The following is a 24,699-nucleotide window of genomic DNA, read 5'->3' as shown; positions in this document are numbered from 1 at the left end:
CTCTGGCTGACTTCCGAAGTGACCGGAAAAAGACCGTAACTTTGTTGTTTATTGAGGTTCGCGTGCCTCCCATTGGCGAATAATGTCCCGAGCATACCGGCCAGAGGCGGTGTAGTCCTTCTCGGACCAGTTGCCCTCGGGGCTGGCGCCGACGACCAGCGCGGATGCACCTTCCTCTTTGTCGTTCAGTGCCCAGTTGGCGTGACTGATATTGTGTTCCTTGAAGAAGTCCATCCAGATTTCGGTTTGCGCTGTCGCAACATCACCATCGCCGTTGGCATTTACGGTGCCCCACTCTGTCGCGAACAGGGGCAACCCTTTATCAAGGGCGTCGCGGGCTTTGTCCCGCAGAGAATCGGTGTGGGTACCCGCGTAGAAGTGCAGGGCATAGGCGAGGTTCTGAAAACCGGTAATGGGGCTTTCGGCCGCGACGTCCACATCCTGTGACCAGTTGGGCGTGCCCACCACAATCAGGTTGTCCGGGTCGATAGCGCGGATGGCTTCAATGACTTGCACCGCATAGGGCTTGAGGGTATCGGTCCAGGAGACATCCAGCGGCTCGTTGTAGATTTCGTAAATGACGTTCGGATGCTCGCCGTATTCCTCGGCCATTTGCGTGAAGAAAGCCACCGCGCTGTCCGGGTGATCTTCGGCGTGGTGGCTGTGCCAGTCGATGACGACGTAGAGGTCATTGGCAATGGCCGCGTCCACCACTGTGCGAATCTTGGTCAGGTTACTCTCAGGTGACTCCAGATAACCACCGGGGGTTTCTATGCCCATGGCGGCGCGAACCAGCTCGGCGTTCCAGTCTTCAGCCACCGTCTTAACCGCGCCCGCGGTATAGAACTTGTCCCCGCCCCAGCCGTCGTTACTCCAGAACAGGCTGGGCCCGGCGATGCTGCCGGTGGAGCCGCCGATCAGCACCTGATTGCCTTTTGTGGTGAGAGGGGCGACATCCGCTAAAGCGCTCAGCGAAAATAGGGAAAGCAGCAAGGCTGCCAGTACGGGCTTGAGGTTCAGCATCGGGAATCTCCTTCGGCACTTTTATTGTTAGAAAGCTATGGGGCAGAGCGTCATTAGTATTGCGCTCATTTATCATAAGTGAACAAGGTTGTTTTATATGAAAACCGAGATTATCGCACTCCTCATAAAAAGCCAAGGGCCGGCCCTTTGGGCTGTTGGTGTGAGATGGGTGCGCTTGGGAAGGGCGCCTACGCTCGGCTTTGTGCACCAAGTCACAAGATCGAAAGACGTTCCAGCCGATTCCCCCCCTGCAAATGATCTGCCTGTTGTCGTTCAGAGTAAGCCTTTGACGAATGAGTAAAAGCGGACGTTTCTGGTCCGGTTGCGTTTCGCAACAAACTCTTCGATGGCGGCTGGCAGTCTCGGCGGACAGAATGCTGAAGAGTCGCAAAATCCATAAGTCAAAAAGCAAAGGAATTTCAGATATGTTAACCACCAAGTCGAATCATTGGCTGACGACGCCCCATTTTCTGGTGCTTGCTGCGGTGGCCGGTCTCGCCGGTTGCGGCAGCGATAGCGATGACCCCATACCTGACTCCCCCGAACCTGAACCCGAGCTTCAAAGCTACAATGTGCCGCTAGAGGGGAGGCAGGAAGTTCCCATGGTGGAGACAGAACAGTCCGCTGTGGCAACCGTCACCATCAATGAAACCGATATGATGGTTATGGGCGAAGTTGACTTGACCGACGTTGAGGAAGTGGCCGGCGCTCATATCCACGCGGGTGAGGTCGGGACCAACGGGCCGGTGGCCTTTGGATTTTCCGACGCGGATGAAGATGGCGTCTGGGAGATAGAGGGTGAAGACATCACCCAAGAGGAGCATGAGGCGCTGCTCGCGGGCGGCTGGTACGTCAATGTACACACCGACAGCTATCCGGACGGTGAATTGCGCGGGCAGATTGTGACCGATACCCAGAGCGTTCACGTCTTTGGCCTTTCCGGTGATCAGGAAGTGCCAGCGGTACAAACAGAGGCCTACGGTCAGGGCTACCTGCTGTATGACAGCAGCAATGGCGCTTTGACTCTCAATGCCTGGACGTGGGACCTAACCGCGACCGCCGCTCACATCCACCAGGCCGAAGCGGGCACCAATGGCGATGTCATCGTCGGGCTCGAACAGAGTGCTGATGCCGAAGGGCTCTGGCAGTTGCCGGAAAACACTGTCTTGGGCACCGATGAAGTCTCGGCTCTGGAAATGGCAAATCTGTACGTCAACGTCCATACCGAAGCCAATCCTGGCGGAGAAATTCGCGGGCAGATTTTGCCGGACGACTATGCTCTGGTGTTGTTCGATCTGTCTCCTGGACAGGAGGTACCCCGAGCGGACTCGAATGCCAGTGGCCTCGGTTACGCCACACTCAATACGGAGTCGGGTGGTCTGCGCCTGAATGCCTGGTCCATGAATATGGACACCAACGCCGCCCATATCCACCAGGCCAACATCGGGGAGAACGGCGATGTGGTGATTGGACTGGAAGAGAACATGGATAACGAAGGCCTCTGGCAGACACCGGAGAATACCGCCCTGGATGCGGAGACTCAGGACCTGCTGCTCTCCGGAGGCCACTACGTCAATATGCACTCCGATAATTTCCCGAATGGGGAGATTCGCGGCCAGATTACCCCGGGAGCCTGGGACGTACTCGCCTTCGCTCTGAGCGGTACGCAGGAAGTTCCGTCGGTCATCACCGAGGCCGAGGGTGATGGTTACGCGCTGGTCAACACCGACTCCGGTGACCTGATGCTGGTGGTCAACACCCGCAACCTGGATACGGCCTCGGCCGCCCACATCCACGCCGGTATTGCCGGCACCAATGGTGATGTTGTGGTCGGACTCGAGCAGGACGAGAGTGATGTGGCCACCTGGCGTCTGCCCGCTGATACGGCTCTGGACGAAGCCACTCTGGCCGAATTTCTGGATGCCGGTCACTACGTGAACGTCCACACCCCCGCCAATCCCGGTGGTGAAATCCGCGGCCAGGTACTGACTACGGACCACGTCATGTTCCCGTTGATGCTTTCCGGCGATAACGAAGTGCCGCCAGTCGAGACCATTGCATCTGGCGAAGGGGCTTTTACCCTGCAATCGGTCACCGGCAGCCTCCGCGGCGCCTTCACTATGAGCGATATTGACAGCACTGCTGCCCATATTCATCAGGCCCCGGCCGGTGAAAACGGGGACGTGGTTCTGGCGCTCGACGCGACGGAAAACGGCTACCAGGTGCCCGCCGAAACGGTACTCACCGATGAACTGATCGGCATCATGCTTGACGAAGGTCACTATGTGAACGTGCACAGTGATGCCTTTCCCAATGGGGAACTGCGCGATCAGATTACTCAGTAGTTGATGGACCGCTGGAAAAGGAGTTCCAGCCACACCGCGTTCAATCGAGCCGACTCAGCTCGCTTCCTGCATCGGCAAGTGATAGAAACGGCGGGTTTCCGCAACCATCTCCGCTTCGGTCATTTCCTGAGCGGGCTTGGATTCCCTGACCCGGCCGGTAAACCGGTCGTGTTCTTCCAGATAATGCAGCAGCTCTTTTCGGGCTTCCCCCGACCCGACCAGGTACAGATCGTCGGCGCGAGCGATCGCTTTACCCACCGCCTCGTAAAAGCGGGTGAGTGCATGCCGGTACTCCCGGTCCCGGTGATCTTCGGCAACCACCGATTGATGTGCCCAGGGCTCACGCTGGTGCGAGCCACCGGACGTTCTTGAGGGTTTTTCGGTTTGGGACGCAATGGTTGCGGTGGACGATTTGCCATCGGCCAGAATCACCACAATAGCACTGCGGTGGTCAATCCAGACACCTGCATGGGTACGCATAAGTCACCTCCTTTGACCGAACAGAAGGGGCTGTCCGGTACCCCAAGAATAGGCGATTCCTGGGGCCGGAACTAAGACTGTTGTGGCATAACCTCACTGTCTGGTTAGCAGGTTTTACAGAGGCTATGGTAAGACTTGTTAACCGTTATCGGGAATCTCCGGTTCCACCAGCTTGGCCAGCTGTTCCAGCGATTCCTGCCACCCCAGATAGCACATCTCCTCCGGAATCACCGAGGGGATGCCCTCCTGAACAATGTGAATCTCGGTGCCGCAAGAGACCGCTTTCAGGTCGACGGTCACCATCATCTCCCCGGGCAGGTTCTCATCATCAAAGCGGTCGGTATGCCGGATGCGCTCATTGGGCACCAGCTCCACATATTCGACGGTAAACGAGTGGCTGTTACCAGTGCCAAAGTTGGTAAATGACATCCGGTAGCCGCCACCCACCTTGGCGTCTATTTCATGGACTTTGCCGGTAAAACCGTAGGGCGCGATCCAGTATTCCAGGCCGTCTCTACTGGTAAAGGCCTTGTACACCCGCTCGGCGGGGGCGCGCAGGACGCGGTGCAGGCGGACGGTGCCGGTGTTGGCTGACATATTAATCCTCCAAAAGTTGAACAGTGAGCCCATCACAGGGGCCGTTGCTGAAGTAAAGCAGAAAATCCGGGGGGTTGGAGCCCGAACCTCGTTGCTTCTGTTCAACTGGTCGGTTGAACCACGACAGAATCGACAGCCCAGTTGTCACAATGGCTCCAAATTCCAACCTTTTTTGTTAGCTACCAGCCGACCCGTCAATCCGAGGTTATTCAGAAATCGGTCGTCATGCGATACCACGAGCAACGCCCCCGGGTAATGGCGCAACATAGCCTCCAGCGCCTCCGTGGAAGGCAGGTCGAGATGGTTGTTCGGTTCATCCAATAGCAGCAGCTCCGGGGGCGGGTCGGCATAGAGGATACACGCCAGTGATCCTTTCAGGCGCTCGCCTCCGCTGAGCCTTCTACTCGGCATCTCGACTTTGGGTGCGTCCAGGCCCAGTTGTGCCAGCCGCATCCGTAAGTCCCCTTCGGGGGTGGTGCGGTTCGCCAGTTGTAACTGCTCGAGCACCGTTTTCTCAGGGTCAAGGTTGCCCAGCCGCTGATCAAGATAGGCGCAGTGCGGCGTCACCTTGCAGGTGCCCGACAAGGGCGCGAGCTGGGCTGCGAGCACGCGGAGCAGAGTCGACTTCCCACAGCCGTTCGGGCCGACCACGCCGATGCGCTGCTGCCCACTCAGGGTCAGGCTGATAGTGCGCGTAGGGCCCTCAACAAAGGGCAGCTCCACGGCCTCCAGTTCCGCCACCCGACGTTTTGGTGCCTGCCAAATGGGTATGGCATGCAGGGTGATCTCGGCTTCATGATTGATCTGTTGCGCCGCCTCGCGTACCTGTTGGTTCAGCTCGGCTCGAGCAGTGGCGTGTTTCTGGTGTAAGGCGCCTGTCGAGTGTTCGCTGCGCTCTTTCTGGCGGTCCAGAAGAATTTTGGCCTGATTGGACTCCTTGCCCTGTCGATTGCCGCGGGCCCGTCGACGTTCCTGACGTTCCCGCTGCTGGCGCATTGCCCGCTCCTCGCGCTGGCGTTCGAGCTTGCGCTGATTAAGCTGATCCAGGGCGTTCTGTCGCTCCTCGGCCCTGCGTTCGGCATAGAAGGTGTAGTTGCCTCCGTAGCGGTGCAGTCCCTGCGGGGTCAGTTCGACGATGTGCTCCATGGCGTCCAGCAGTTGCCGGTCGTGGCTGACCACGATCAAGCCACCCGGCCAGCGCTTGAGATGTTCGATCAAGGCCTGTCGGTTTGGTCGGTCGAGGTGGTTGCTGGGTTCATCGAGAATCAGAAAGTCGGCGTCCGAGAGCAGGGCGCCAATCAGGGCGACGCGCATGGTCTCCCCACCGCTGAGTAGACGGGCAGGGGCGGTTGCCTCAAGGTGGCCAAGGCCACCGCGCTCAAGTTCATGGCGCAGTCGCTGGCGAATGTCCCAGCGCTCGCCCACGGCATCGAAATCCTCCGGTGCCGTACTGCCCAACTCAATGCGCGCCAGCGCATCCAGCGCAGGCTGAACGCCCGCCAGGTCACCGACGGTGGCGCCCTCCGGGAAGGTTACTTGTTGGGCCAGGTAATGCACCAGGCCGGAGCACAGGCAGTCTCCGGCGCTTGGCTGCAGTTGCCCCGCCAGAATGCGCGCCAGGACCGTTTTGCCGACGCCATTGCGGCCTACCAGCCCCGTCGGCTGCATATCGAAGGTTTCATTCAGATCGGCGAATAGCGCTCTGCCATCCGGCAGAACCTGGGAGACACCTTTCAGTGTGAGATAGGTTGTAGTCATGCGATATTCCATGGATGCCAAGAACTCCCCCGGCGACTGGGGGCTGGTGGAGACTGGCCGTCTTGAGGACGGCGGCATCAATGACGCATTGGACTAATACCTTTAAGTGGGGAAGGAAAACCAAAATATTACAAGTGTTGTTCCGGATGGGCAATACCTCAAGACGGTTGCCTTTGCTTATGGACTCAAGAGCTGCGTTGGTGTGCCGATAGCGTTGGACTACCGTCTAATGGAGCTACTTGATGTTCAATCGCCGCCTGAAACAGGAATTCGAAGCGCAGCGCGCAGAGTTGGCAATGCTGCGGCAACTGACCGAGCAGATGGACCGGGGCATGCTGTCCATCACGCTGGATGCGGACTTCTGCATCTCGGCCGTAAACCAGGGCTTTGCCGATGCGCTCGGCTACCGGAAAGATCAGCTGCTGGGGCGGCCGATGTCGGAGATTGTGCCACCCTATGTGCCAAAGCTGGCCTGTTTCCGTAACTTTAATCAGGCCGTTGCCAGGTTCGAGCCCGTCAGTGATGACTACCGTTACTTGCGGGGCGATGGTGGCCCTTTGGTCTGGCTGAACGTTCAATGGTTTCCGGTACGAGGGGAGGACGGCACGCTCGCCTATGTGCAGGGCTATGCCCGCGATGTCACCAAGTCCGTGGAAGGGGCTAAAGAAAGCGAGGCTTTCATTGATGCGCTGATTCGCTCGACCGCTGTCATTCAGTTCAATCTGGATGGCATCATTATCACCGCAAACCAGCAATTTCTGCAGGCCATGGGCTACCGGCTTGAGCAAATCGTTGGCCAGCACCACCGGATATTCTGTACCCCGGAGGAGGCCGGCTCGCCCGAATACGTTGCATTCTGGGAAAAGCTTAATAGCGGGCAGTACGTCGCGGATCGCTTTAAGCGGATCGATAGCCGTGGCTCTGAGGTGTGGCTTGAAGCCACCTACAATCCGGTTTACGACGCCGAGGGCAACCTTTCAAAAGTCGTGAAATTTGCCAATGTGGTCACTGACGAGGTGGCGCGGGAAGCCCAGGTCCGAGAGGGCGCAAGCGTTGCCTATGACGTTTCACAGGAGACCGATGTGAGCGCCCAAAGAGGCACTGCCGTCGTCAAGAAGACCGTTGAAACCATGCAGCAGATAGCCGCACAAATGCAGGCGGCGACCGAAAGCATTGAGGCGCTGGGTGAACAGTCCCTGCAAATCAACGCCATCGTGCAAACCATCGGCGGCATTGCGGACCAGACCAACCTGTTGGCGTTGAACGCCGCTATTGAGGCCGCCAGGGCCGGAGAGCAGGGGCGTGGGTTTGCCGTGGTGGCCGACGAGGTACGGCAGTTGGCGGCTCGCACCAGCAACGCCACAGAAGAAATTGTGAGCGTCGTCGAGAATAACCAGACGCTCTCAGATGAGGTCAAGCGCCAGATGTTCAGTTCCCGGGAGGAGGCCGAACAGGGCCTGGATCTGGCGAACCAGGCGGGCGCCGTGATTGTGGAAATTCAGGAAGGCGCCAAACAGGTGGTAGACGCGGTAGAGCGCTTTGCCAACCGTTTGCAATAGCGGAAAGCTCAGCGCATTCGAAAATGGATGAAAAATAGAGTACCTATTGTAACAAGTGTAAAAGAGGGTCTCCTATGGTGTACAGATGCCCGGCCAAGATGTATTTTTCTAAAGCCTGAACACCACAGGCCATCGAAGGCTCATTATATCACTGGGATCAGAGTGATAGGGAATGGTTACTAGCGAACAGGAGTGGATTGGTGAAATTAATAAGAAGCGTGTTTATATTTCTCTCTTTGGCGTTTTCCCTTAATACGACAGCGGAGAGTGTGGTTATTGAATGTTATGAATGCACAAGTGAACAGCGGCATTCGAAGGCATTGAGCTGGGGCGAAATTAATGCGCCATACATCCCCAAGCCATACGTTGATATGTATGATCCGCCCCTCATTACAATTCTAAACCTAAAGGGTGCAAAAGCTTCAACATATAAAGTGTGGAAAGAGGACGGTTTTTATACGCCTGGGGCCTCAAGGCAGTTTCATGTAATAGCAAGACAAACGGAAACCGACGTAAAAGTGGCGAGTCTTCTGGATGAGCTAAAGCATAGTTTGAATGACTTTAGAGGTACGGTACTTAGTATGACTGTGCCCGATGATGTTATTGAAGATGCATGGGAATTTGTGGGCTGTGGCTACTGCAAAGACAGAGTTCACGAATGGCTAGAGGGTAAATTTGGTTACCACAAAGAGCGGGTTTCACAAACAATCGCAGATCTGGTCGCAGAGTTTCATTTGATTAGAGATGAGTTGCCTAGAACATATAGACTTGATCTGGAAGCCGGCGGCTATATTGTTATTGAGTTAACATTACGAGCTGATACAGAGTTTTCTTTAGAAGTTCTCGAAGCATTTGATCAGGATAACAATGAAATTGAGCTTGATGTCACAAACTTGGGTTCAACGGCTTACTATTTAAATGATGCTGACAGGGCGAGGGAGATAAACGATTTCATAATAGATTTCGGGTATTTTTTGCCCACTCAATCCGGGCGAGTTACTATCGAGCAATGCCCTGATGGGGACGTAGTTGGGGGGCCCTGCTCCTGAAGTAAGGTGTTATAGTCCAGACTTTATTTGACAATTACCGGTTTTTTCTTACGTCGGGTAAAGTCTGGACTACTACACGTTTGCCATGAACGATCAGCGCTTTCGAAAACGGTTCCTCAGCCTTCTCATCATCCCCCTTGGTTCCTGCTCCTCCGGACTAGGCCAGTCGACCTTCCTGGTTTCGCACTTGACGATGCCGGACGTCCCAAGGCGAAGGCGCCACCGCTGAGCGGCGGAGTAGCCTTGGCTGAGTTCCGTAGTCACCAGCAACAGGTCGTAGTCATGCTGCTTATCGATGGGGTGAGCCTCAACACCGGAGGCTGGGTCATCCGTGTCTGCCCAGGTGAACACCTTGTTTCGGGTCGCCTGGATCAACGAGCAGAGCTCTTCGCAGTCCACGCTGAGCCGCTCCTGAATCTGATTCTCAACCAGCGCGGCCTTATCCAGGTTCAACATTGACCGGAAACAGATGATTTGGCGCTCTTCATTGGCGGCCCATGTACTCGTAGCGTCCATAATCGACTGCGGCAAGTCGGGTCGTTTGCGATAGTCCAACCATACATTCTGCAAGGCGAGCAGCTTGTTGGTGTAGGGCATCAGCAGGCGAATTTTCCAGCGAGGCCTGCCTTTTCGCAACCAACCGGTGAGGCGCGCGATCATGTCATCGCGCAGCAAGTCCCGGAGCGCATAGGTCAGCGCAATGGCGAGCAGCAGCGCCAGCGAAAGCTGCTGACTGTTGGCGCGGGTATTGAACAGAAAATAGGTGAACAACGACATGACCAGCATCGTCGTGATGGCTTTCACCAGCTTTCGTGTACCGGAGCCCAGCTCGCTCACCTTGGAGCGCAGCACGACCGGGAACTCCAGCAACCTCAGGTACAGACTCATCCGGTTCCAGAGGCGTGTCGGGCTGCCCCGGAAGTCCGGCTCGTACTTCACCTCGCGCCGGTAGCGGTACTCCTGCTCCAGAAACGCCCTGATGGACTGCGTCAGCTCATGGTCCAGATCCGAAAACCCGTCCATCGCCATACACTCCAGTAGGAACTGTTCCGCGTGCCAGGAAAAATAAACGTCCACCAGCCGAAAGTAACGATGATGGCTGTCTTGCTCCGGGTTGGATTTTCTTAGCCGCCGGGCGAAGTTCTGGATCAGCCGAAGTGCGCGCTTGACCGGCTCGTCCGCCAGCTCCGAGGTCAGAATTTGTTGGCGCAGGTGGTCGATGGACGCTCGATACTGAAACAGCCAGGACCCATATTGAATCTCATAGTGTGGTGACAGCAGCGTGAACGAGCTGCCGGACTTTCCCGCTCGGCTGCTGTCCGGGTGCCCCAGAAGGCGAAAACGATGTTCCAGCGCCTTGAAAAAGAATTGCTGCTCAGACAGCGTCCACTCAGAAAATCGCTCGTCATAGGGCGTAAACAGATAGAGCTCGACTCTGTACTTCCCCGGCCGCTTCAACGCACGAGTAAACTGCAGACGGTAATCGCCTTTGCGCCTTAATGAAAACACTACACCCCCGCTAATCGCATCGTTCAATGACCCAGGGTCTTTACCCTTTATACGGTGGAGCCAAGATCATCTGTACCCTGAACTCAATGTCGGCTCTCATGCTATCGGGATCTAACCCGGCCCGACACCGAAATACATAACCCTGCCGAAGGTCTAGCATAAGTCTCGCCCGCTCCAGCGAAGGAAGGTCCTCGGGTAGCTCACCCCTGGCCTTCTCGAGCTCAAACCGCCTCGCAATTCGTGCGTCAGTATCCACAATGGCGTTTTGCAGTCGTTCTTGCGCACCCTCCACTTCCCCAGCGCTGGTTGAAACGCACGAGCTCAGAAAGCAGCCCCGCACTCCGCTAGCGTTTTCGGTGCTGTAGTCGATAACGGTTTTCAAGAAAGAACGTACGGCCTGAGTAATATCTGGTTCGGTCTCAAACACAACCAGTGGCGCACAAGCGTCGTTCGAGGCGTAATAGTCAATTGCCTCGAGGTAAAGCCTGTGCTTATCCCCAAACGCGGCGTATAGGCTTGGACTATTAATTCCCATCGCAGAAGTCAGATCTTTGATCGATGCTCCTTCGTAGCCTTTCGCCCAAAACACATGCATTGACGCCAAAAGCGCTTCATTTCGGTTGAAGGAGAGCGGTCTACCAGCTCTTTTTTGTGTCATTCGATACAAATCCCGTTAAAGTTTTAACTGTGCAAATTTTATACTGTTTGTCACATAAAACCAAGTTTTTGCACTTTTTAGCACGCTGTACGCGCTCTTGGCGATGATTTAATACGATAAATACGTCATTTCCGAAATGTTGAAAATTTAATGAATGCGCTTCATTACTGTTGACCTTTTCTTCTTTATCTAATTAAATATCGATCGTTACAAAATTAGACAGGAGGAAAGACAGTGAGTTCTACCAAACTGGCGGCAGGGAAGGCTCTGCCTGATATTGCTGTTGCGAAATTGGGCGGTGGAGAAATCCACCTGCCGACGCCTGCTAACTCCTTCAAGTGTCGATTGATAGTGGTTTATCGGGGCAAACACTGCCCCATTTGCACAAGTTACTTGACGAAATTGAATGAGTTTCTTCCTGAGTTCCGACAAATTGGAGTCGATGTCGTTGCCATTTCTGCCGATACGGCAGACAAAGCGAAAGTCCACATGGAAAAGGTTAGCCCTGATTTCGAGGTGGGGTCCGACTTGAGCGTCAATCAAATGAGGGAGTTAGGTCTCTACATTTCCAGCCCTGTTTCGTCGTCTGAAACCGACCGGCCTTATGCTGAGCCCGCATTGTTCGTCGTCAACGCTCAGGGCGACCTGCAAGTCATTGATATATCCAACGCTCCCTTTGCCCGTCCCGAACCAGCCTCAGTGTTGATGGGGCTGAAATTCATTCTCAATCCAGACAATAACTACCCCGTTCGGGGCGCTCATTAGAAATCCATCTTATTCCGGGAGCTTCAGGCTCGTGAGGATTTGAGTAATCCAGACTCTGGCTGATATGTCAGGAAATTGAACATCAATCGATACTTCTACATCTTGGGGAGAGGGTGAATGCACTCCAAAAACGATAGAAATGAATGGGCCGGGCGTTTCGCTGACTGGGTGATTCGCTGGCGCTGGCTGGTGCTGTTCGCGTCAGTGGTTCTGACAATCATGGCAGCATCTGGCGGTCGGTTTCTTCAAATGAACAACGACTACAAAGTCTTTTTCAGTGAAGACAATCCCCAGCTTCAGGAATTCGAGCAGGTGCAGAGAACGTACACTAAGGTGGATAATATTCTGTTCGCCGTAGTACCGGCAGAGGGTGACGCGTTCTCAGAAAATTCGCTGGCGGCGGTCGAGGAATTGACGGACCGATCTTGGCAATTGCCGTACTCTTTACGGGTGGACTCGTTAACAAACTTCCAGCATACCTATGCCGAGGGTGACAACCTGGTGGTACAGGACTTGGTGGAGGGCGCCGAAGACCTCAGTCAGAAGGAGTTGGCCAGAGTTAAACAGGTTGCGTTGAATGAGCCGGCGCTGTCAGGAAAGTTGGTTAACGCTGAAGGGTCAATTGCCGGCGTCAACGTGACATTCCAGCTTCCAGAAAAGTCCATGGACGCAGGACCAGAGGCGGTAGCCGCTGCGCGAGAAATGATAGCCGATATTGAAGAAAAATACGGTGTACAAGTGCGTGCGACCGGCACGGTCATGTTGTTCAACGCCTTCTTCGAGTCGTCCATGAAGGACATGGGCACACTGGTTCCGATGATGTACCTTGTCATCCTTCTGATTACCTTTCTTCTGCTTCGCTCAGTGACGGCCACCTTCGTAACGACAGCCGTAATCGTATTCTCTACGCTAACCGCTATGGGCGCGGCGGGCCACATTGGTATACAGCTGACTCCCCCCTCTTCAGCGGCGACGACGATCATTATGACCCTCGCGGTTGCTGATTCAATCCATATCCTGGTCACCATGTTCGGTGGAATGCGTCAAGGGCTCGGCAAGATTGAGGCGTTAAGGGAAAGCATTCGGGTCAATTTTGGTCCGGTATTTTTGACGTCTCTGACCACGGCCGTTGGCTTTCTTTCGATGAACTTCAGCGACGCACTTCCATTTCGAGATCTTGGGAATATAACCGCTATAGGTGTAATGGCGGCGTTCTTCTTCTCAGTGGGGCTTCTGCCTGCGCTGATGGCTGTCCTGCCAGTGAAAGCGCGTGATAAAAAAAGCGAAACCGCTGTCGATCGGGCTATTAACCGCTTGGGCGACTTTGTGGTATTACGCCATCGGCCAGTGTTGGTGGCTGTAATGCTGGTTTCGGTCACGCTGTTGGCCCTCATCCCGCTGAACACACTGGATGACAATTTTGTCACCTATTTCGATGAATCCACGTCATTTCGGCAAGATACTGACTTTATTAATGACAATCTATCGGGTATCTATCAGGTACAGTATTCGCTGGACTCAGAAACCAATAACGGTGTCAGCGACCCAGCTTTTCTCGAAAAGGTAGAGGGTTTTTCTAGTTGGTTGAGACAGCAGCCTGAAGTGCGTCATGTCAATACGATCAGCGACACCTTTCAGCGTTTGAATAAAAACCTGCACGCCGACGACCCCGCATACTACCGCCTTCCCGAAAACCCAGAGCTGGCGGCGCAGTATCTACTGTTATATGAGCTCTCTCTTCCATACGGCCTGGATCTGAATAACCAGCTCAATGTCAGTAAGTCCTCTACCCAGTTGGTCGTGACCCTTAAGGATATGCCCTCTGCACAACTACGCGACTTTGCAGAGAGGGGAACGCAGTGGCTTGAGCAGAATGCGGACATAGTTGCGCACGGTGTCGGCCCAGCAATCATGTTTGCCTACATCGCAGAGAGAAATATTAAAAACATGTTGATGGGTACATTTCTGGCGGTCATCGTCATTGCGTTGCTGATTACAATCGCACTGAGGAGCGTTCGATTGGGTGCGCTTAGCCTGATCCCCACGTTACTGCCGGCCGGACTATCATTCGGTCTATGGGGACTTCTGGTCGGAGAAGTGAATGTCGCAGTGTCAATGGTGGCAGGTATGGCGCTGGGTATCGTAGTGGATGACACGGTTCACTTTCTTAGCAAGTACCAGCGGGCGCGCAGAGAAAGAAGTCTCGATATTGAGGGCGCCATTCGGTACGCATTCTCCTCCGTCGGTGTTGCCATACTGGTTACATCCATCATTCTCATTTCTGGATTTACTGTGCTTGCGCAATCGACGTTCGGAATGAACGCCAATATGGCCATTCTGACCGCAATTACCATATTTTTCGCGTTGGTAGCCGTATTCTCATTGCTTCCTTCATTGTTGTTGCTCGACCATAGGCGTGAACAACAGGACACTAAAACCGCATTGATCAGCGATAGCGAGGACGAAGATTATGTACATAATCCTGCCTGAAAAACTTCAATCGATTGTTTTAGCAGCGTTGGCTGTAGTCGCCCTTTGTAGTAGTACCGCCCTCGCGGAACCTGTTGATCCACAAGCACAAGAAAGAGGTCTGGAGATCGCTGTTGAGGCTGATAAGCGCGACTCTGGCTTTGGTGATTCTAGAAACAGCATGGAGATGGTTCTTCGCAATCGGCATGGGGAGGAAACAGAGCGAAGAATGCGCAGTAAAACGTTAGAACAAGAGAATGATGGCGATAAAACCCTAATCGTGTTCGACAACCCTCGAGATGTAAAAGGTACCGCTTTCCTTTCGTTTACCCACAAATCGGGGCCGGATGATCAATGGCTATACCTTCCGGCACTTAAGCGGGTCAAACGCATTTCTTCGAGTAACAAGTCTGGCCCATTTATGGGAAGCGAGTTTGCATTTGAAGACCTTTCTTCCCAAGAGGTTGAGAAGTACACATACAAGTACTTGCGGGATGAGATCCTGGAGGAGAGAGATCACTTCGTAATAGAGCGTGTTCCTGTCGATCCAAAATCCGGGTACTCTCGTCAGGAGGTTTGGCTTGACAAGGATCACTACCGTGTTTGGAAGATCGATTTTTACGATCGGAAAGGCGAACTTCTGAAAACCCTCTCAGCATCGGATTACAAACTATTCCTGGATCAGTACTGGAGGGCCCGACAGTTCATGATGGTCAATCACCAGACGGGGAAAAGCACCGACCTGCACTTTAACGATTGGCAATTCGACAACGGATTTTCCGAACAGGACTTCAACAAGAATAGCTTGCGGCGGGCCAGGTAAGGACTCAGTAAAACGTGTTAAAGGATATGTCTTCTTCCGTTAAGAGCTCTTTCTTTGGGCCAACCTTTTCAGTTCTGGTGATTATGACCTGTCTGGCCGCTACGCCCACAGTGGCAAGTGATTTCACCGGGTTTTTGAGCCTGGAAACCAGGCTCTTCCCCGAGGAGGCCCTTCACCCCGATCAGTCCGATGCGTCTATCTCAGTTGCCTCGGACATTGAGTACTATCGGGACTGGGATGACTACCGTCAGCGCATGGTCGTTTCTGGTTTCGCGCGGGCTGATAGTAGCGATGAGGAGCGAACCCACGCTGATATACGTCAGTTTTATTGGTGGCGTAAGTTCGATAGTGCAGAGCTATATGTGGGGGCTCGTCAGGTATTTTGGGGCGTCACGGAATCCGTGCATTTGGTCGATGTGATTAACCAGGATGATCTGGTGGAAAACATTGATGGCGAAGACAAACTCGGTCAGCCGATGATCAGCGCCTTAACGCAACGCCGCTGGGGGACGCTTGAGTTGTACGCCCTTTTGGGATTTCGGGAGAGGACGTTTCCCGGAAGTGAGGGGCGGCCCAGAACGCCAGTCGTAGTGGATGGTGACAAAGCGCAGTATCAAGCGGAGGAGGGCGATGACCACATTGACTTCGCAGTGCGTTGGAGCAAAGTCCTGGGTGACTGGGACGTGGGCGCTTCTCATTTTTCCGGAACTTCCAGAGACCCAATACTGCTCCCGGTTGGCTCCGCAGGGGACGTTGTAGCCTTAACGCCATATTATCCGCTCGTAGAGCAGACCGGGTTTGACTTGCAAATGACCAAAGGGGCATGGCTCTGGAAGTTGGAAGCCATTAGCTTGAAGGAAAAAGACGCGCAGCGAAACACTGCGGCGGTAGGAGGCTTTGAATACAGCTTTTTTGGGGTCGGTGGTTCATCCTCAGACCTTGGCGTCTTACTCGAGTACCAGTTTGACGATCGCAGGGGGCTTCGTGAAACGGTCAATCAAAACGATCTGGCGCTGGGAACGCGGTGGATGCTGAATGATTTCAAGAGTACAGAGTTTCTGGCCTTGGTCAGTGTAGACCTTGATAACGGTTCACGCTTTTTCTCTTTTGAAGGAAGTCGTAGGCTAAATGACAGCTGGTCCCTTGAAGCAGAAGTAAGGATGTTCAGCAATGTTAGCAGAGAGGACCCAATTTACGCCTTCAGAGCGGATGATTACTTTCAGCTGGATCTTCGTCGATATTTTTAATGTTTACTCAGTCTTGCACACGTCTATATTTTTGACTTGGAGAAACGAGAATGAAGGACTCAAGAAGGGATGAGATATTGATAGTGGGGTGCGGTCCGACTGGGCTGGTTTTAGCAATTGAGCTGGCGCGTCGAGGAGTTAGGTTTCGCTTGATTGATAAACGTGACGGACCAACCATGATGCCGCGAGCATTCACGCTACATGCGCGAACAATGGAGATGCTTGAGCATATGGGAGTTGTTCACCATTTTCTTAAGGGCGGAATTAAAAGCAGGGGGTTCAGCTTCAATTTCAAAGGAAAAGATGTTCGCCCATCGCTGGACTTTTCGAAAATGGATTCAACCTATCCCTACGTCCTAATCTACGATCAAGGTTGGACCGACAAACACCTCAGAGAGCACCTGGAGTCGACGTACGACATTCGCCCTGAATGGTCAACCGAAATCGTCGGCCTGGAGCAGGGTAAAGATAAGTGCAAAGCGGTTTTGACTCATGGGAAGACAGGGGCCAAGGAAGCTGTGGAGCCAACCTGGATTGTGGGATGTGATGGCGTTCATAGCTTTGTAAGGAAGTCGGTGGGGTTGGACGACAGTGGCAGTAAATACGATGGAATGATCATGGAAATGATGGATACAAAGCTCGATGGATTCAATGGAGAGGACGAGCTTGTCCATTACTATATCTCAAAAGACAACTTTGTACTTATCACCAAGCTGCCGGATGGTCACCACCGGATTGGAGTGAGTGGGGTGAGCGTCAATCGGGCCGATGATCAAAGGCTTACCCAAAGAGAGCGCTTCCAGAACCTTTTAGATGAACATCTTGAAGGAGTCACTCTGGCCACGCCCAAGCTCGAGAGGCGGTGGGAGGTGCGACGACGTATTGCCGAGAAATATCGCATTGGAAACGTGTTTCTGGCGGGCGACGCCGCCCACGTGCACTCTCCGTCCGGGGGGCAGGGCATGAATGTCAGTATGCAGGACGCTTACAATCTCGGTTGGAAGCTGGCGCTCGTGGCACTCAATCAAGCTTCCTCCAGCTTGCTGGACACGTATGCGTCAGAGCGCTCGCCAGTGGGAGAGCAGGTTCTTGAAGGTACTGACGCGATGCATGACATCATCATGGCGCATGGCCAGGGAATGGAGGACCGCCTGAAGCTTACCCAAGCAAAGGGGTGGCACGAAAGCACGGTGATGCGTATCTCGGGGTTGAGCCACAACTACTGTGAAGCAATGTCGCTGCCGCCGGAACTTCGATTACCCAACGGCATTCCACCCGGCACGAGAGCTCCAAATGTAAAAGTTGAGGGAGAAAGGTGGTTGTTCGACCTTCTGCGTCACCCACGAATGTCTTTTCTGATCGTGCAGGATGGGGAAAGTGATCCGGCCGAAACCGCTTCGGTTGCCAGCTCACTATCAGAGAATTTTGGAAGAAACGCCAACGTCTACAAAGTACAGGCTGGAGAGCGCTTCAAGTCCAGCTATGGTAGCTATGACAAGCCGCATGTTTATGTGATCAGGCCAGACGGCTATGTCTATTGCCACTGTCTTCTTGAAGATGTCCCCCTACTCACTAACCATATGAACGAATGGTTCCTCCCTAAAGAGGATTTGGTCGGTAATGCGCCGATAAGCGCTAAAAATGATTCAGAAAAGGAATGGTGGCCTAAAATATCCCGATGGCTTTGGCAAGGAATGACAGCACAGTCATCCCGTCGAGATACCTATCGGTAACTTCTTTTACTATTAAATCTGATAACTGCGATGTCGCGTATTTGCGCGTTCAGGGGATCGTTTTGCGTGCGGTATCCAGTTTCAGGGAAATTCTAAGAACACTATATAAGCGGTGATAATTGACTTATCAAATATCTTGGGAAAGGACGTACTTATATGAATACGGCTGGTTTTGAAGAACAATCATTATCTTCGGTTGATCACGGGGAATTGGCGTTTTCTGAAGATCCTGTTAAGGGTGACCCCTTTGCGATAAAGGAAGCTGCTATGTCAACCGGTAAGAATCGCCACTGGACACAGAGCATGGCAGCGAGGTTTATAAATTCATTGCTCACAGTGGTAGGGCTTTTACCGTTTGCATTGCTGGCCATTCTTCCGGCTCTGGTGGTCAGTGGGAATTCAACGTCGCTGATTAACCTTCTTGCATCAGTGTTTTTCGTCTGGGTAATTGCTTTTCTAGCGTACCAGCTTCGATTAATCTCCAAGAAGCCTCATCTGATGAGGCCTGTTGAAGATCGAAAGCCAAAGTCCGGAACCGTGGTGGTGATCGGCGCTGGACCAGTCGGCTTGGCTGTCGTCAAAGAGTGTCGCGAGCTCGGGATAAAGGTAACCTGCTTTGAGAGTAAGCCCGGAGTCGGAGGTGTTTATCGTTACGACGAAAACAAGCCCAGTGGTGTTTGGAAGAGTGCTCGATTGACCTCTTCGCCCTGGGTGACGGCATTTTCGGATTTCCCGCCTTCAAGTCCCTCTTCTATTCATCATAACCACGAGCAATACGTCGACTACCTGGAAGACTATGCCGATCATTTTGATTTGAGTTCAAGTATCCGATTTGGTTGCCAGGTAGAAAAAGTGGAGCCGCTCGGTTGTGGCTGGAGAGTCTCGGTGCGTGATTTGGGCACGGGCAGTGTAGAAGTTGTCGATTGTGACAATATATCTATCTGCACCGGTACGCACCAAACGCCCAAGCCCATTTCTTTGCCCGGACTTGAAGGCTTTAAAGGCGACGTTAGGCACGTTTCCCAGTACAAAGGGCCGGAAGATTTTAAAGATAAGAAAGTTGTTATTGCCGGGTTGGGTGAGTCCGGGGCAGACATTGCTTACGAACTCAGTAAGTTTTCAAAAAAGGTAACGGTCAGTGTTAAACGGGGGAAGTTTGTTATACCCCGCATAAATCCTTTGACCGGAAAAGCTAACGATTATGACACCAACAGAATACGAAATGCCGCTCCGATTTTCCTTAAAAACGGCTTTATGTCTGTGAAGCGCCGCCTCTGTCAGTATATGGGCAATCACACGCCTGGCTCAGCAGTGAGGGCCAAGCTTCTGCAAGTCTCGAATACGGGGCCAAATACGCAAACCGCAACCAAAAGCGATGATTTTATCAAGGCAATCCTGGAAGGTAAGCTCGATATTGAGCGTGATATTGTCAGGTTTGATGAAAACGGAGTGATTTTTTCTGATGGAAGAAGAGAGTCGGCAGACATCGTGTTGTTTGCGCACGGATACGTCCCCGCTTTTCCGTTCTTGGAGTTGCCAGGGGGAAAATCTGCGAAGCACCCGAGCGAGATGTACCTGAATATGTTTGACCCCGATGTGGGTAGTCGTTTGGCATTTTGTGGTTTCGCGCGGCCTGCCTTGGGCGCAATTCCCCCTGTTGGTGAGCTTCAGGCGAGGCTCTTTGCCCGAGTGGTGTCCGGAAGGCTTATGCTCCCGGCGATTGAAGAGTGGAAGCAGCACATTGAATGTGAGAGAAGACAGAACCGTGAAAGGTTTCCAGGTTCACCGGAGAAAAATGTGGTGGTCAGCTGGATCCCCTACATGGATAAGCTCGCCACGCTAATCGGCTGCAGGCCCGATCCATGGAGGCTGTTAGCGTCTCCTGTGCTGTTGTGGCGAGTGCTCACGGGCGCTGTCAATGGCGCTCACTATCGTTTGCACGGCGTTGGATCCAAACCCGTTGCCAAAGATACCGTATGTTACCTGAAAGGGGAGCATGACTTGAGGGAAGTTCTAACCATGTTGGGTTTGCATTTCTGGGTTTGGCCGCTAGGTCTCGTTCAAGGGAACAGGCGCTTTCAGTCTGATATTTCAAACATTTAATACAGGAAGTGAGAGTCAACGCTATGGATATGAAGATAAAAGAATGTGTTGTTGTCGGAGAACCGCTAACCCTTGAGGCCATAAGGGCCGTCGCTGTCGAACACCGAAAAGTCCGTCTCACTGATGATCCGGAAGTTCTGAAGAGAATATCGGAATCCCATCGGTTTATTCAGGAAGCTGCTGAAAGAGGTGAGTCTATATATGGCGTTACCTCAAGTGTCGGCGCCATGGCGGATTTGTCGATACCCAAGGACCAGCTGGCTGCCTTTCAGAACAAAATATTTCTGGATAAAAAGGTGGGTACCGGAAAAAGGCTGTCAAACGCCGATGTTCGTGCTGGCATGCTTTTAAGGGCCACATCGTTAACTCATGGTGTTTCAGGTGTCAGAAAGAAATTGATCGAAAGAATCATACTTTTTCTGAATGAAGATGTATGCCCGACAATGTTCAGCTTGGGGTCAATCGGGGCCAGTGGTGACCTGGTTCCCTTGTCTTATCTCGCGGGCCTACTCCGGGGGCTACCCAACTATAAGGCTTCATTCAAGGGAGAGCTAATCAGCTGCAAAGAGGCGCTGGAGCGGCTGGATGTTGAACCCATCGATTTTATGCCTAAGGAGACATTGGCGATCGTCAATGGTACTTCAGTACACACAGGGGTTGCAGCAAACTGCCTCAGTCGGGCTAAGACACTACTGACCCTAACCTTAGGGAACAATGCACTGTTTTATCAGGGTTTGGAGGCAAGTCGTGAGTCGATGAACGCGTTCGTTCACCTGTACAAGCCTCATCAAGGGCAGGTGTTCTCCGCCAGACACATGGCTTCTCTTCTTGAGGGGTCCCAGTTGTGTCGAACAGAGCGTGATGGGGAACACGTTCACGAGGAAGGAAAGTTAATACAGGATCGCTATTCACTTCGGTGCTACCCGCAGTATTTCGGCCCTATAGTGGAGGAGATGGACACGGGGGAGCGCCAGATCCTTGTTGAGGCAAATTCAGTAACAGACAATCCCCTTATAGATGCGGATTCAGGTACCACATACCACTGTGGAAATTTCCTGGGTCAGTATCCCAGTGTGGCTATGGATAGGCTGAGATATAACCTGGGTGTCGTTGCGAAGTATATGGACGTCCAGATTTCGCTATTGGTGACACCTGCATTCAGTAACGGGCTCCCACCGGGATTGAAAGGCAATATGGCGATTACCAATATGGGGTTGAATGGCCTGCAAATATGTGGCAACTCCATAATGCCCATGATCGGGTTCTATGGGCAGTCGCTCGCCGACAAATTCCCCTCTCACGCAGAGATGTTTAACCAGAATATCAACAGCTTGAGCATGGGGTCGGCCGCACTGGCAAAGGAGAGTCTATATCTGATGGAGCGTTATGTGGCGATATGTCTCATATTCGGCTTGCAGGCGGTGGACCTTAGGAGTCACCAGAAGTTCTCTACTTACGATCCCCGGCAGTATCTTTCGGAGTCCACACGGTCATTCTATGAGGCTGCGATGAACCTTCTGAAAGTTCCATTCTCGTCGGATAAACCCTTCATTTGGAACGACGAAGATCAAGGCTTGGACGAGTATATCGATGTCATTGTGGACGATATACACGGAGCTAACTGCTTATCTCAGACACTGCCATCCTTTTCAATGAAGGATGCGAAACTCTTTGAAAGGAACATTGTATGAAGCGAAAAGTAGCAGTTATAGGTGCAGGGCTCTCCGGAATAGCAGCGGTTAAGGAGCTAAAGGAGGAGGGCCACGAGGTGACGTGCTTCGAGAAAAACAGCAGTTTTGGTGGCGTGTTCTCTCTGGATGGGTTTTCTTATGAATCATTGAATCTCACTGTTACCAACTATTTTATGGCGTTCTCAGACTATGTGCCAACAGAGGAGCGGATCAAGTTCTGGACGGCGAAAAACTATCGGGACTATCTGAACCGATACATGGCCAAGAATGATATTTTCCCATGCATTCAGCTGAACACCGTGGTGTTATCAATTGAGCAGAAAGGGGAGCAGTGGGTTGTCAAAACTCAGAAGGACGGTGCAGGCGTTGAAAGACACACGTTCGATGCGGTAGCCGTCTGCTCGGGAATGTTTCAGGAACCGAAAATCCCTGATGTTGATGGCCTCGATAGCTTTGAAGGCAGTGTCTTTCACTCAAAAGACTATGTCTTCAAGGAGGCCTTCGAGGGCAAGAAAGTGTTATGCGTTGGGCTAGGAGAGAGCTCTTCCGACATAACATCTGAGATTTCAACGGTCAGTGATAAATGTATTCTATCCTTGCGCCGATACCCCGCAGTGGCGCCTCGTGTTATTCCTTTTCAGAAGGACCCGTTTTTTACCATCGATACGTCCGTTTTCACCTCCCGGGTCATTCATCACCTTCCGCACAAAGAACACAGGAATCTGGTGGATAAGTTTTTGAGTAAGTCCTTGGTGAGTAGAAACCCCGCCATGGTTCGGCGCACGGAGTGGACTAAAGCTTCAGGTTCTCCGGTCCACCAAGTGATTACAAAAAATGAGCGGTTATTCACCCACATCGTCGATGGCGAGGTGGAAGCGAACTTCAGTGGTATCGAACAGATCACAAAAGACTCCGTAATTTTCAAGGATGGGATTAGCGAGAAGATTGATGCGATAATGTTTTGCACAGGGTTCAAGACCACCTTCCCGTTTATGGACGTAAAGATCCAAAATACCAGAGATCTTTATAAGCAGATGTTTCACCGGGATTTTGATAAGACGCTGGCCTTTATCGGTTTTGCAAGGCCTCATCAGGGCGGTATTCCCTCTCTTTCTGAGATGCAAAGCCGATACTTCGCATTGTTGTGCAGTGATAAACGCGAGCTTCCCAGTCAGTCTGAGCGGGATCGGCAGGCGAAGAAGGACCGCATGTCTTGGGAGGATGAGTACCATTTGACCCCCCACGTTTCCTCCCTTGTGAACTATAACACCTACATTGATTCTTTGGCTGATCTGGTGGGTTGTAAACCTGAGATCCCTTCCTTTTTCAAGGATAGGAAAATGTACCTTAAAATGTGGTTTGGCACGCAGTTTTCTGCTCAGTACCGGCTCAACGGACCCCATGCAAAACCGGAGGCGGCAAGAAAGTTCCTGGAATCCTTCCCAATTGCTTACCCCAAGAAGCGCATGTACGGGCTGCTTCTCAAAAAGGTGATGTATGACCTGAAAGGACGTCTTCTAAAGGCACGGGCTGTGAACTCTGAACTCGCCAGAATGCAAGGGCAGGTGGCCAACTATGATCTCTGATACGCTCAAAGCCGTGGCCAAAGACTCAGGATCATATTTCGGCAAAAGACCGCTTTGGATGTGGTTCTTATCGATGTTTGTATTTTATGCGGTTTGGCTGCTTTTGGTTCAGCAAGATGGCGCGTGGGAAGCGGTCAAATCCCACTGGCCTATAGCCACGGCAATGGCTGTTGGTAGTTACGCGGCGGGCTCCACCCCGATGGGGGGCGGTACGGTGGGATTTCCGGTCCTGGTTTTGTTTTTCGATCTGCCAGCGAGTTTAGGTCGGGATTTCAGCTTTGCGGTGCAATCGATCGGCATGGTGAGTGCCAGTATCTTTATCCTGGTCCGCCGGCAACCTTTGGCGGGGGCGATGCTCAAGGGTGCCATGTTGGGGGCCTTGCTGGGCACGCCGCTAGGCATACTGGTATTGGCACCGCTTATTCCGGACTTGTGGATAAAGATGACATTCGCCGTGATATGGGGGAGCTTTGGAATTCTCCACCTCTATCGGATTCGGGAAATTGCCAGCCACTCCGGCATGACCGAGTTTGACGAAAAGTGGGATCAAAAAGTCGGCTTCATTCTCGGTGTCGTGGCCTGTGCACTCGCAGTGGGCGTGACGGGAGTGGGGGTCGATATGGTGATCTACGCTGTTCTGGTGCTTCTCTGCCGGGCGGATCTGAAAATCGCTATCCCCACTTCAGTTGTCATCATGGCGTTCGCCTCCGTACTGGGCGTTTTGGTGAAAACACTCAGCAACTCCTGGCAGCCCGGTGTGTATGAAAATTGGCTAGCTGCAGCCCCGGTTGTCGCGTTGGGTGCTCCTCTCGGCGTTTTCATAGTCGGTCTGATTGGCCGAACTCCGACGTTGTTGGTAGTGGCTGCACTATGCGTGGGGCAGCTAGTCTGGACGTGCGTCAACGAGCGATTTGTCCTGGGTAGCGGCGGCATTGTCCTTGCCTGTGCTGCAGTAGCTATCTGCCTGTGGGGATTTGAAAAGCTACGTGCTCACGGTATCGTTTTGGTAGGGAGGGCGCAGTCATATCGAGCGAAGATTGACATAATGCCGGAAGTAGAGAGGCCTACGGGAATGTTGGCGCCAAACACGCAGTGAAGGAACCGTTTTCGATAGCCATGAATGATCATCACTGTCGAAAACGGCTCTCTCGCGTGCCCTCCACCCGCCTCATTTCCTGGTTTTCCGGGCTGGTCCAATATACCTTCTTGGTTTCGCACGGGAAGATACCGGACGTTCCGAGGCACCCGCTCGCTCCCGCCGGGCCTTCCAAGCCTTTGGTCAGTCCGGCCTGCTCGCCCAGCAC

Annotated in this window: 17 protein-coding genes and 1 pseudogene; 12 read left to right on the top strand and 6 right to left on the bottom strand. The window is 52.9% G+C overall.

What is annotated here, in order from left to right; translation table 11 throughout:
• Nucleotides 1-48: 48 nt before the first annotated feature.
• Nucleotides 49-1,023: a glycoside hydrolase family 5 protein gene (locus EDC38_RS08415; RefSeq protein WP_123638116.1), complete on the bottom strand. Its 975-nt coding sequence runs from the start codon at nt 1,021-1,023 to the stop codon at nt 49-51.
• 425 nt (nt 1,024-1,448) lie between these two features.
• Here EDC38_RS08415 and EDC38_RS08410 point away from each other — a divergent pair, with 425 nt between their 5' ends.
• A complete protein-coding gene (locus tag EDC38_RS08410) occupies nt 1,449-3,368 on the top strand; it encodes a CHRD domain-containing protein (RefSeq protein ID WP_170162879.1) in 1,920 nt (639 codons plus the stop codon).
• 54 nt (nt 3,369-3,422) lie between these two features.
• Here the strand turns inward: EDC38_RS08410 and EDC38_RS08405 are convergent, their stop codons facing one another.
• The 3 genes from EDC38_RS08405 to EDC38_RS08395 all read right to left on the bottom strand — a co-directional run bounded on the left by EDC38_RS08405 (nt 3,423) and on the right by EDC38_RS08395 (nt 6,203).
• Nucleotides 3,423-3,848 (bottom strand): glycosyltransferase family protein, encoded by a 426-nt coding sequence (locus EDC38_RS08405; protein WP_123638114.1) that lies wholly within the window; start codon nt 3,846-3,848, stop codon nt 3,423-3,425.
• 138 nt (nt 3,849-3,986) lie between these two features.
• On the bottom strand, nt 3,987-4,445 hold the full coding sequence (locus EDC38_RS08400) for an SRPBCC family protein (protein ID WP_123638113.1): 459 nt from the start codon (nt 4,443-4,445) through the stop codon (nt 3,987-3,989).
• Between the two features lie 144 nt (nt 4,446-4,589).
• A complete protein-coding gene (locus EDC38_RS08395) occupies nt 4,590-6,203 on the bottom strand; it encodes an ABC-F family ATP-binding cassette domain-containing protein (RefSeq protein ID WP_123638112.1) in 1,614 nt (537 codons plus the stop codon).
• 242 nt (nt 6,204-6,445) lie between these two features.
• Here EDC38_RS08395 and EDC38_RS08390 point away from each other — a divergent pair.
• Nucleotides 6,446-7,687, top strand: a pseudogene (locus EDC38_RS08390) (methyl-accepting chemotaxis protein); the annotation flags it as partial.
• A 275-nt stretch (nt 7,688-7,962) separates the two neighbouring features.
• Nucleotides 7,963-8,811: a hypothetical protein gene (locus EDC38_RS08385; protein ID WP_123638110.1), complete on the top strand. Its 849-nt coding sequence runs from the start codon at nt 7,963-7,965 to the stop codon at nt 8,809-8,811.
• 93 nt (nt 8,812-8,904) lie between these two features.
• Here the strand turns inward: EDC38_RS08385 and EDC38_RS08380 are convergent, their stop codons facing one another.
• Complete coding sequence (locus EDC38_RS08380; protein WP_123638109.1) at nt 8,905-10,320, bottom strand: hypothetical protein; 1,416 nt, start codon at nt 10,318-10,320, stop codon at nt 8,905-8,907.
• Nucleotides 10,321-10,360: 40 nt separating this feature from the next.
• Nucleotides 10,361-10,915 (bottom strand): TetR/AcrR family transcriptional regulator, encoded by a 555-nt coding sequence (locus EDC38_RS16720; RefSeq protein ID WP_425462028.1) that lies wholly within the window; start codon nt 10,913-10,915, stop codon nt 10,361-10,363.
• Nucleotides 10,916-11,212: 297 nt separating this feature from the next.
• On the opposite strand from EDC38_RS16720, the gene EDC38_RS08370 reads away from it, so the two are divergent.
• The 9 genes from EDC38_RS08370 (at nt 11,213) to EDC38_RS08330 (ending at nt 24,491) form a co-directional block, all read left to right on the top strand.
• Entirely contained in the window at nt 11,213-11,743 is a 531-nt protein-coding gene (locus EDC38_RS08370) for a redoxin domain-containing protein (RefSeq protein WP_123638107.1), read from the top strand.
• Nucleotides 11,744-11,860: 117 nt separating this feature from the next.
• Nucleotides 11,861-14,233: an efflux RND transporter permease subunit gene (locus EDC38_RS08365; protein ID WP_123638106.1), complete on the top strand. Its 2,373-nt coding sequence runs from the start codon at nt 11,861-11,863 to the stop codon at nt 14,231-14,233.
• Complete coding sequence (locus EDC38_RS08360) at nt 14,214-15,035, top strand: outer membrane lipoprotein-sorting protein (RefSeq protein WP_123638105.1); 822 nt, start codon at nt 14,214-14,216, stop codon at nt 15,033-15,035. Before EDC38_RS08365 ends, EDC38_RS08360 begins: the two co-directional genes overlap by 20 nt.
• A 26-nt stretch (nt 15,036-15,061) precedes the next feature.
• Nucleotides 15,062-16,282: a hypothetical protein gene (locus EDC38_RS08355; RefSeq protein ID WP_123638104.1), complete on the top strand. Its 1,221-nt coding sequence runs from the start codon at nt 15,062-15,064 to the stop codon at nt 16,280-16,282.
• Nucleotides 16,283-16,332: 50 nt separating this feature from the next.
• Nucleotides 16,333-18,015 carry an FAD-dependent monooxygenase gene (locus EDC38_RS08350; protein ID WP_123638103.1) on the top strand — a complete coding sequence of 561 codons (1,683 nt, stop codon included), beginning with the start codon at nt 16,333-16,335 and terminating at the stop codon, nt 18,013-18,015.
• A 156-nt stretch (nt 18,016-18,171) separates the two neighbouring features.
• Complete coding sequence (locus tag EDC38_RS08345; protein WP_123638102.1) at nt 18,172-20,118, top strand: NAD(P)-binding domain-containing protein; 1,947 nt, start codon at nt 18,172-18,174, stop codon at nt 20,116-20,118.
• Nucleotides 20,119-20,141: 23 nt separating this feature from the next.
• Complete coding sequence (locus tag EDC38_RS08340) at nt 20,142-21,809, top strand: aromatic amino acid ammonia-lyase (RefSeq protein WP_123638101.1); 1,668 nt, start codon at nt 20,142-20,144, stop codon at nt 21,807-21,809.
• A complete protein-coding gene (locus tag EDC38_RS08335) occupies nt 21,806-23,395 on the top strand; it encodes an NAD(P)-binding domain-containing protein (protein ID WP_123638100.1) in 1,590 nt (529 codons plus the stop codon). Before EDC38_RS08340 ends, EDC38_RS08335 begins: the two co-directional genes overlap by 4 nt.
• Nucleotides 23,385-24,491 (top strand): sulfite exporter TauE/SafE family protein, encoded by a 1,107-nt coding sequence (locus EDC38_RS08330; protein ID WP_123638099.1) that lies wholly within the window; start codon nt 23,385-23,387, stop codon nt 24,489-24,491. The genes EDC38_RS08335 and EDC38_RS08330 overlap by 11 nt, the downstream gene beginning before the upstream one ends.
• Nucleotides 24,492-24,699: the final 208 nt, after the last annotated feature.

The sequence above is a fragment of the Marinimicrobium koreense genome (assembly GCF_003762925.1).
Classification (GTDB): Bacteria; Pseudomonadota; Gammaproteobacteria; order Pseudomonadales; family Cellvibrionaceae; genus Marinimicrobium; species Marinimicrobium koreense.
This window is presented reverse-complemented; position numbering and strand designations above follow the sequence as displayed.

What these genes read in the sequence shown, in the direction of transcription:
- EDC38_RS08340 (WP_123638101.1), top strand. Translation starts at nt 20,142, where the DNA reads ATGGATATGAAGATAAAAGAATGTGTTGTTGTCGGAGAACCGCTAACC.
- EDC38_RS08330 (WP_123638099.1), top strand. Translation starts at nt 23,385, where the DNA reads ATGATCTCTGATACGCTCAAAGCCGTGGCCAAAGACTCAGGATCATAT.
- EDC38_RS08395 (WP_123638112.1), bottom strand. Translation starts at nt 6,203, where the DNA reads ATGACTACAACCTATCTCACACTGAAAGGTGTCTCCCAGGTTCTGCCG.
- EDC38_RS08355 (WP_123638104.1), top strand. Translation starts at nt 15,062, where the DNA reads ATGTCTTCTTCCGTTAAGAGCTCTTTCTTTGGGCCAACCTTTTCAGTT.
- EDC38_RS08360 (WP_123638105.1), top strand. Translation starts at nt 14,214, where the DNA reads ATGTACATAATCCTGCCTGAAAAACTTCAATCGATTGTTTTAGCAGCG.
- EDC38_RS16720 (WP_425462028.1), bottom strand. Translation starts at nt 10,915, where the DNA reads ATGCATGTGTTTTGGGCGAAAGGCTACGAAGGAGCATCGATCAAAGAT.
- EDC38_RS08335 (WP_123638100.1), top strand. Translation starts at nt 21,806, where the DNA reads ATGAAGCGAAAAGTAGCAGTTATAGGTGCAGGGCTCTCCGGAATAGCA.
- EDC38_RS08350 (WP_123638103.1), top strand. Translation starts at nt 16,333, where the DNA reads ATGAAGGACTCAAGAAGGGATGAGATATTGATAGTGGGGTGCGGTCCG.
- EDC38_RS08405 (WP_123638114.1), bottom strand. Translation starts at nt 3,848, where the DNA reads ATGCGTACCCATGCAGGTGTCTGGATTGACCACCGCAGTGCTATTGTG.
- EDC38_RS08365 (WP_123638106.1), top strand. Translation starts at nt 11,861, where the DNA reads ATGCACTCCAAAAACGATAGAAATGAATGGGCCGGGCGTTTCGCTGAC.
- EDC38_RS08415 (WP_123638116.1), bottom strand. Translation starts at nt 1,023, where the DNA reads ATGCTGAACCTCAAGCCCGTACTGGCAGCCTTGCTGCTTTCCCTATTT.
- EDC38_RS08410 (WP_170162879.1), top strand. Translation starts at nt 1,449, where the DNA reads ATGTTAACCACCAAGTCGAATCATTGGCTGACGACGCCCCATTTTCTG.
- EDC38_RS08400 (WP_123638113.1), bottom strand. Translation starts at nt 4,445, where the DNA reads ATGTCAGCCAACACCGGCACCGTCCGCCTGCACCGCGTCCTGCGCGCC.
- EDC38_RS08345 (WP_123638102.1), top strand. Translation starts at nt 18,172, where the DNA reads ATGAATACGGCTGGTTTTGAAGAACAATCATTATCTTCGGTTGATCAC.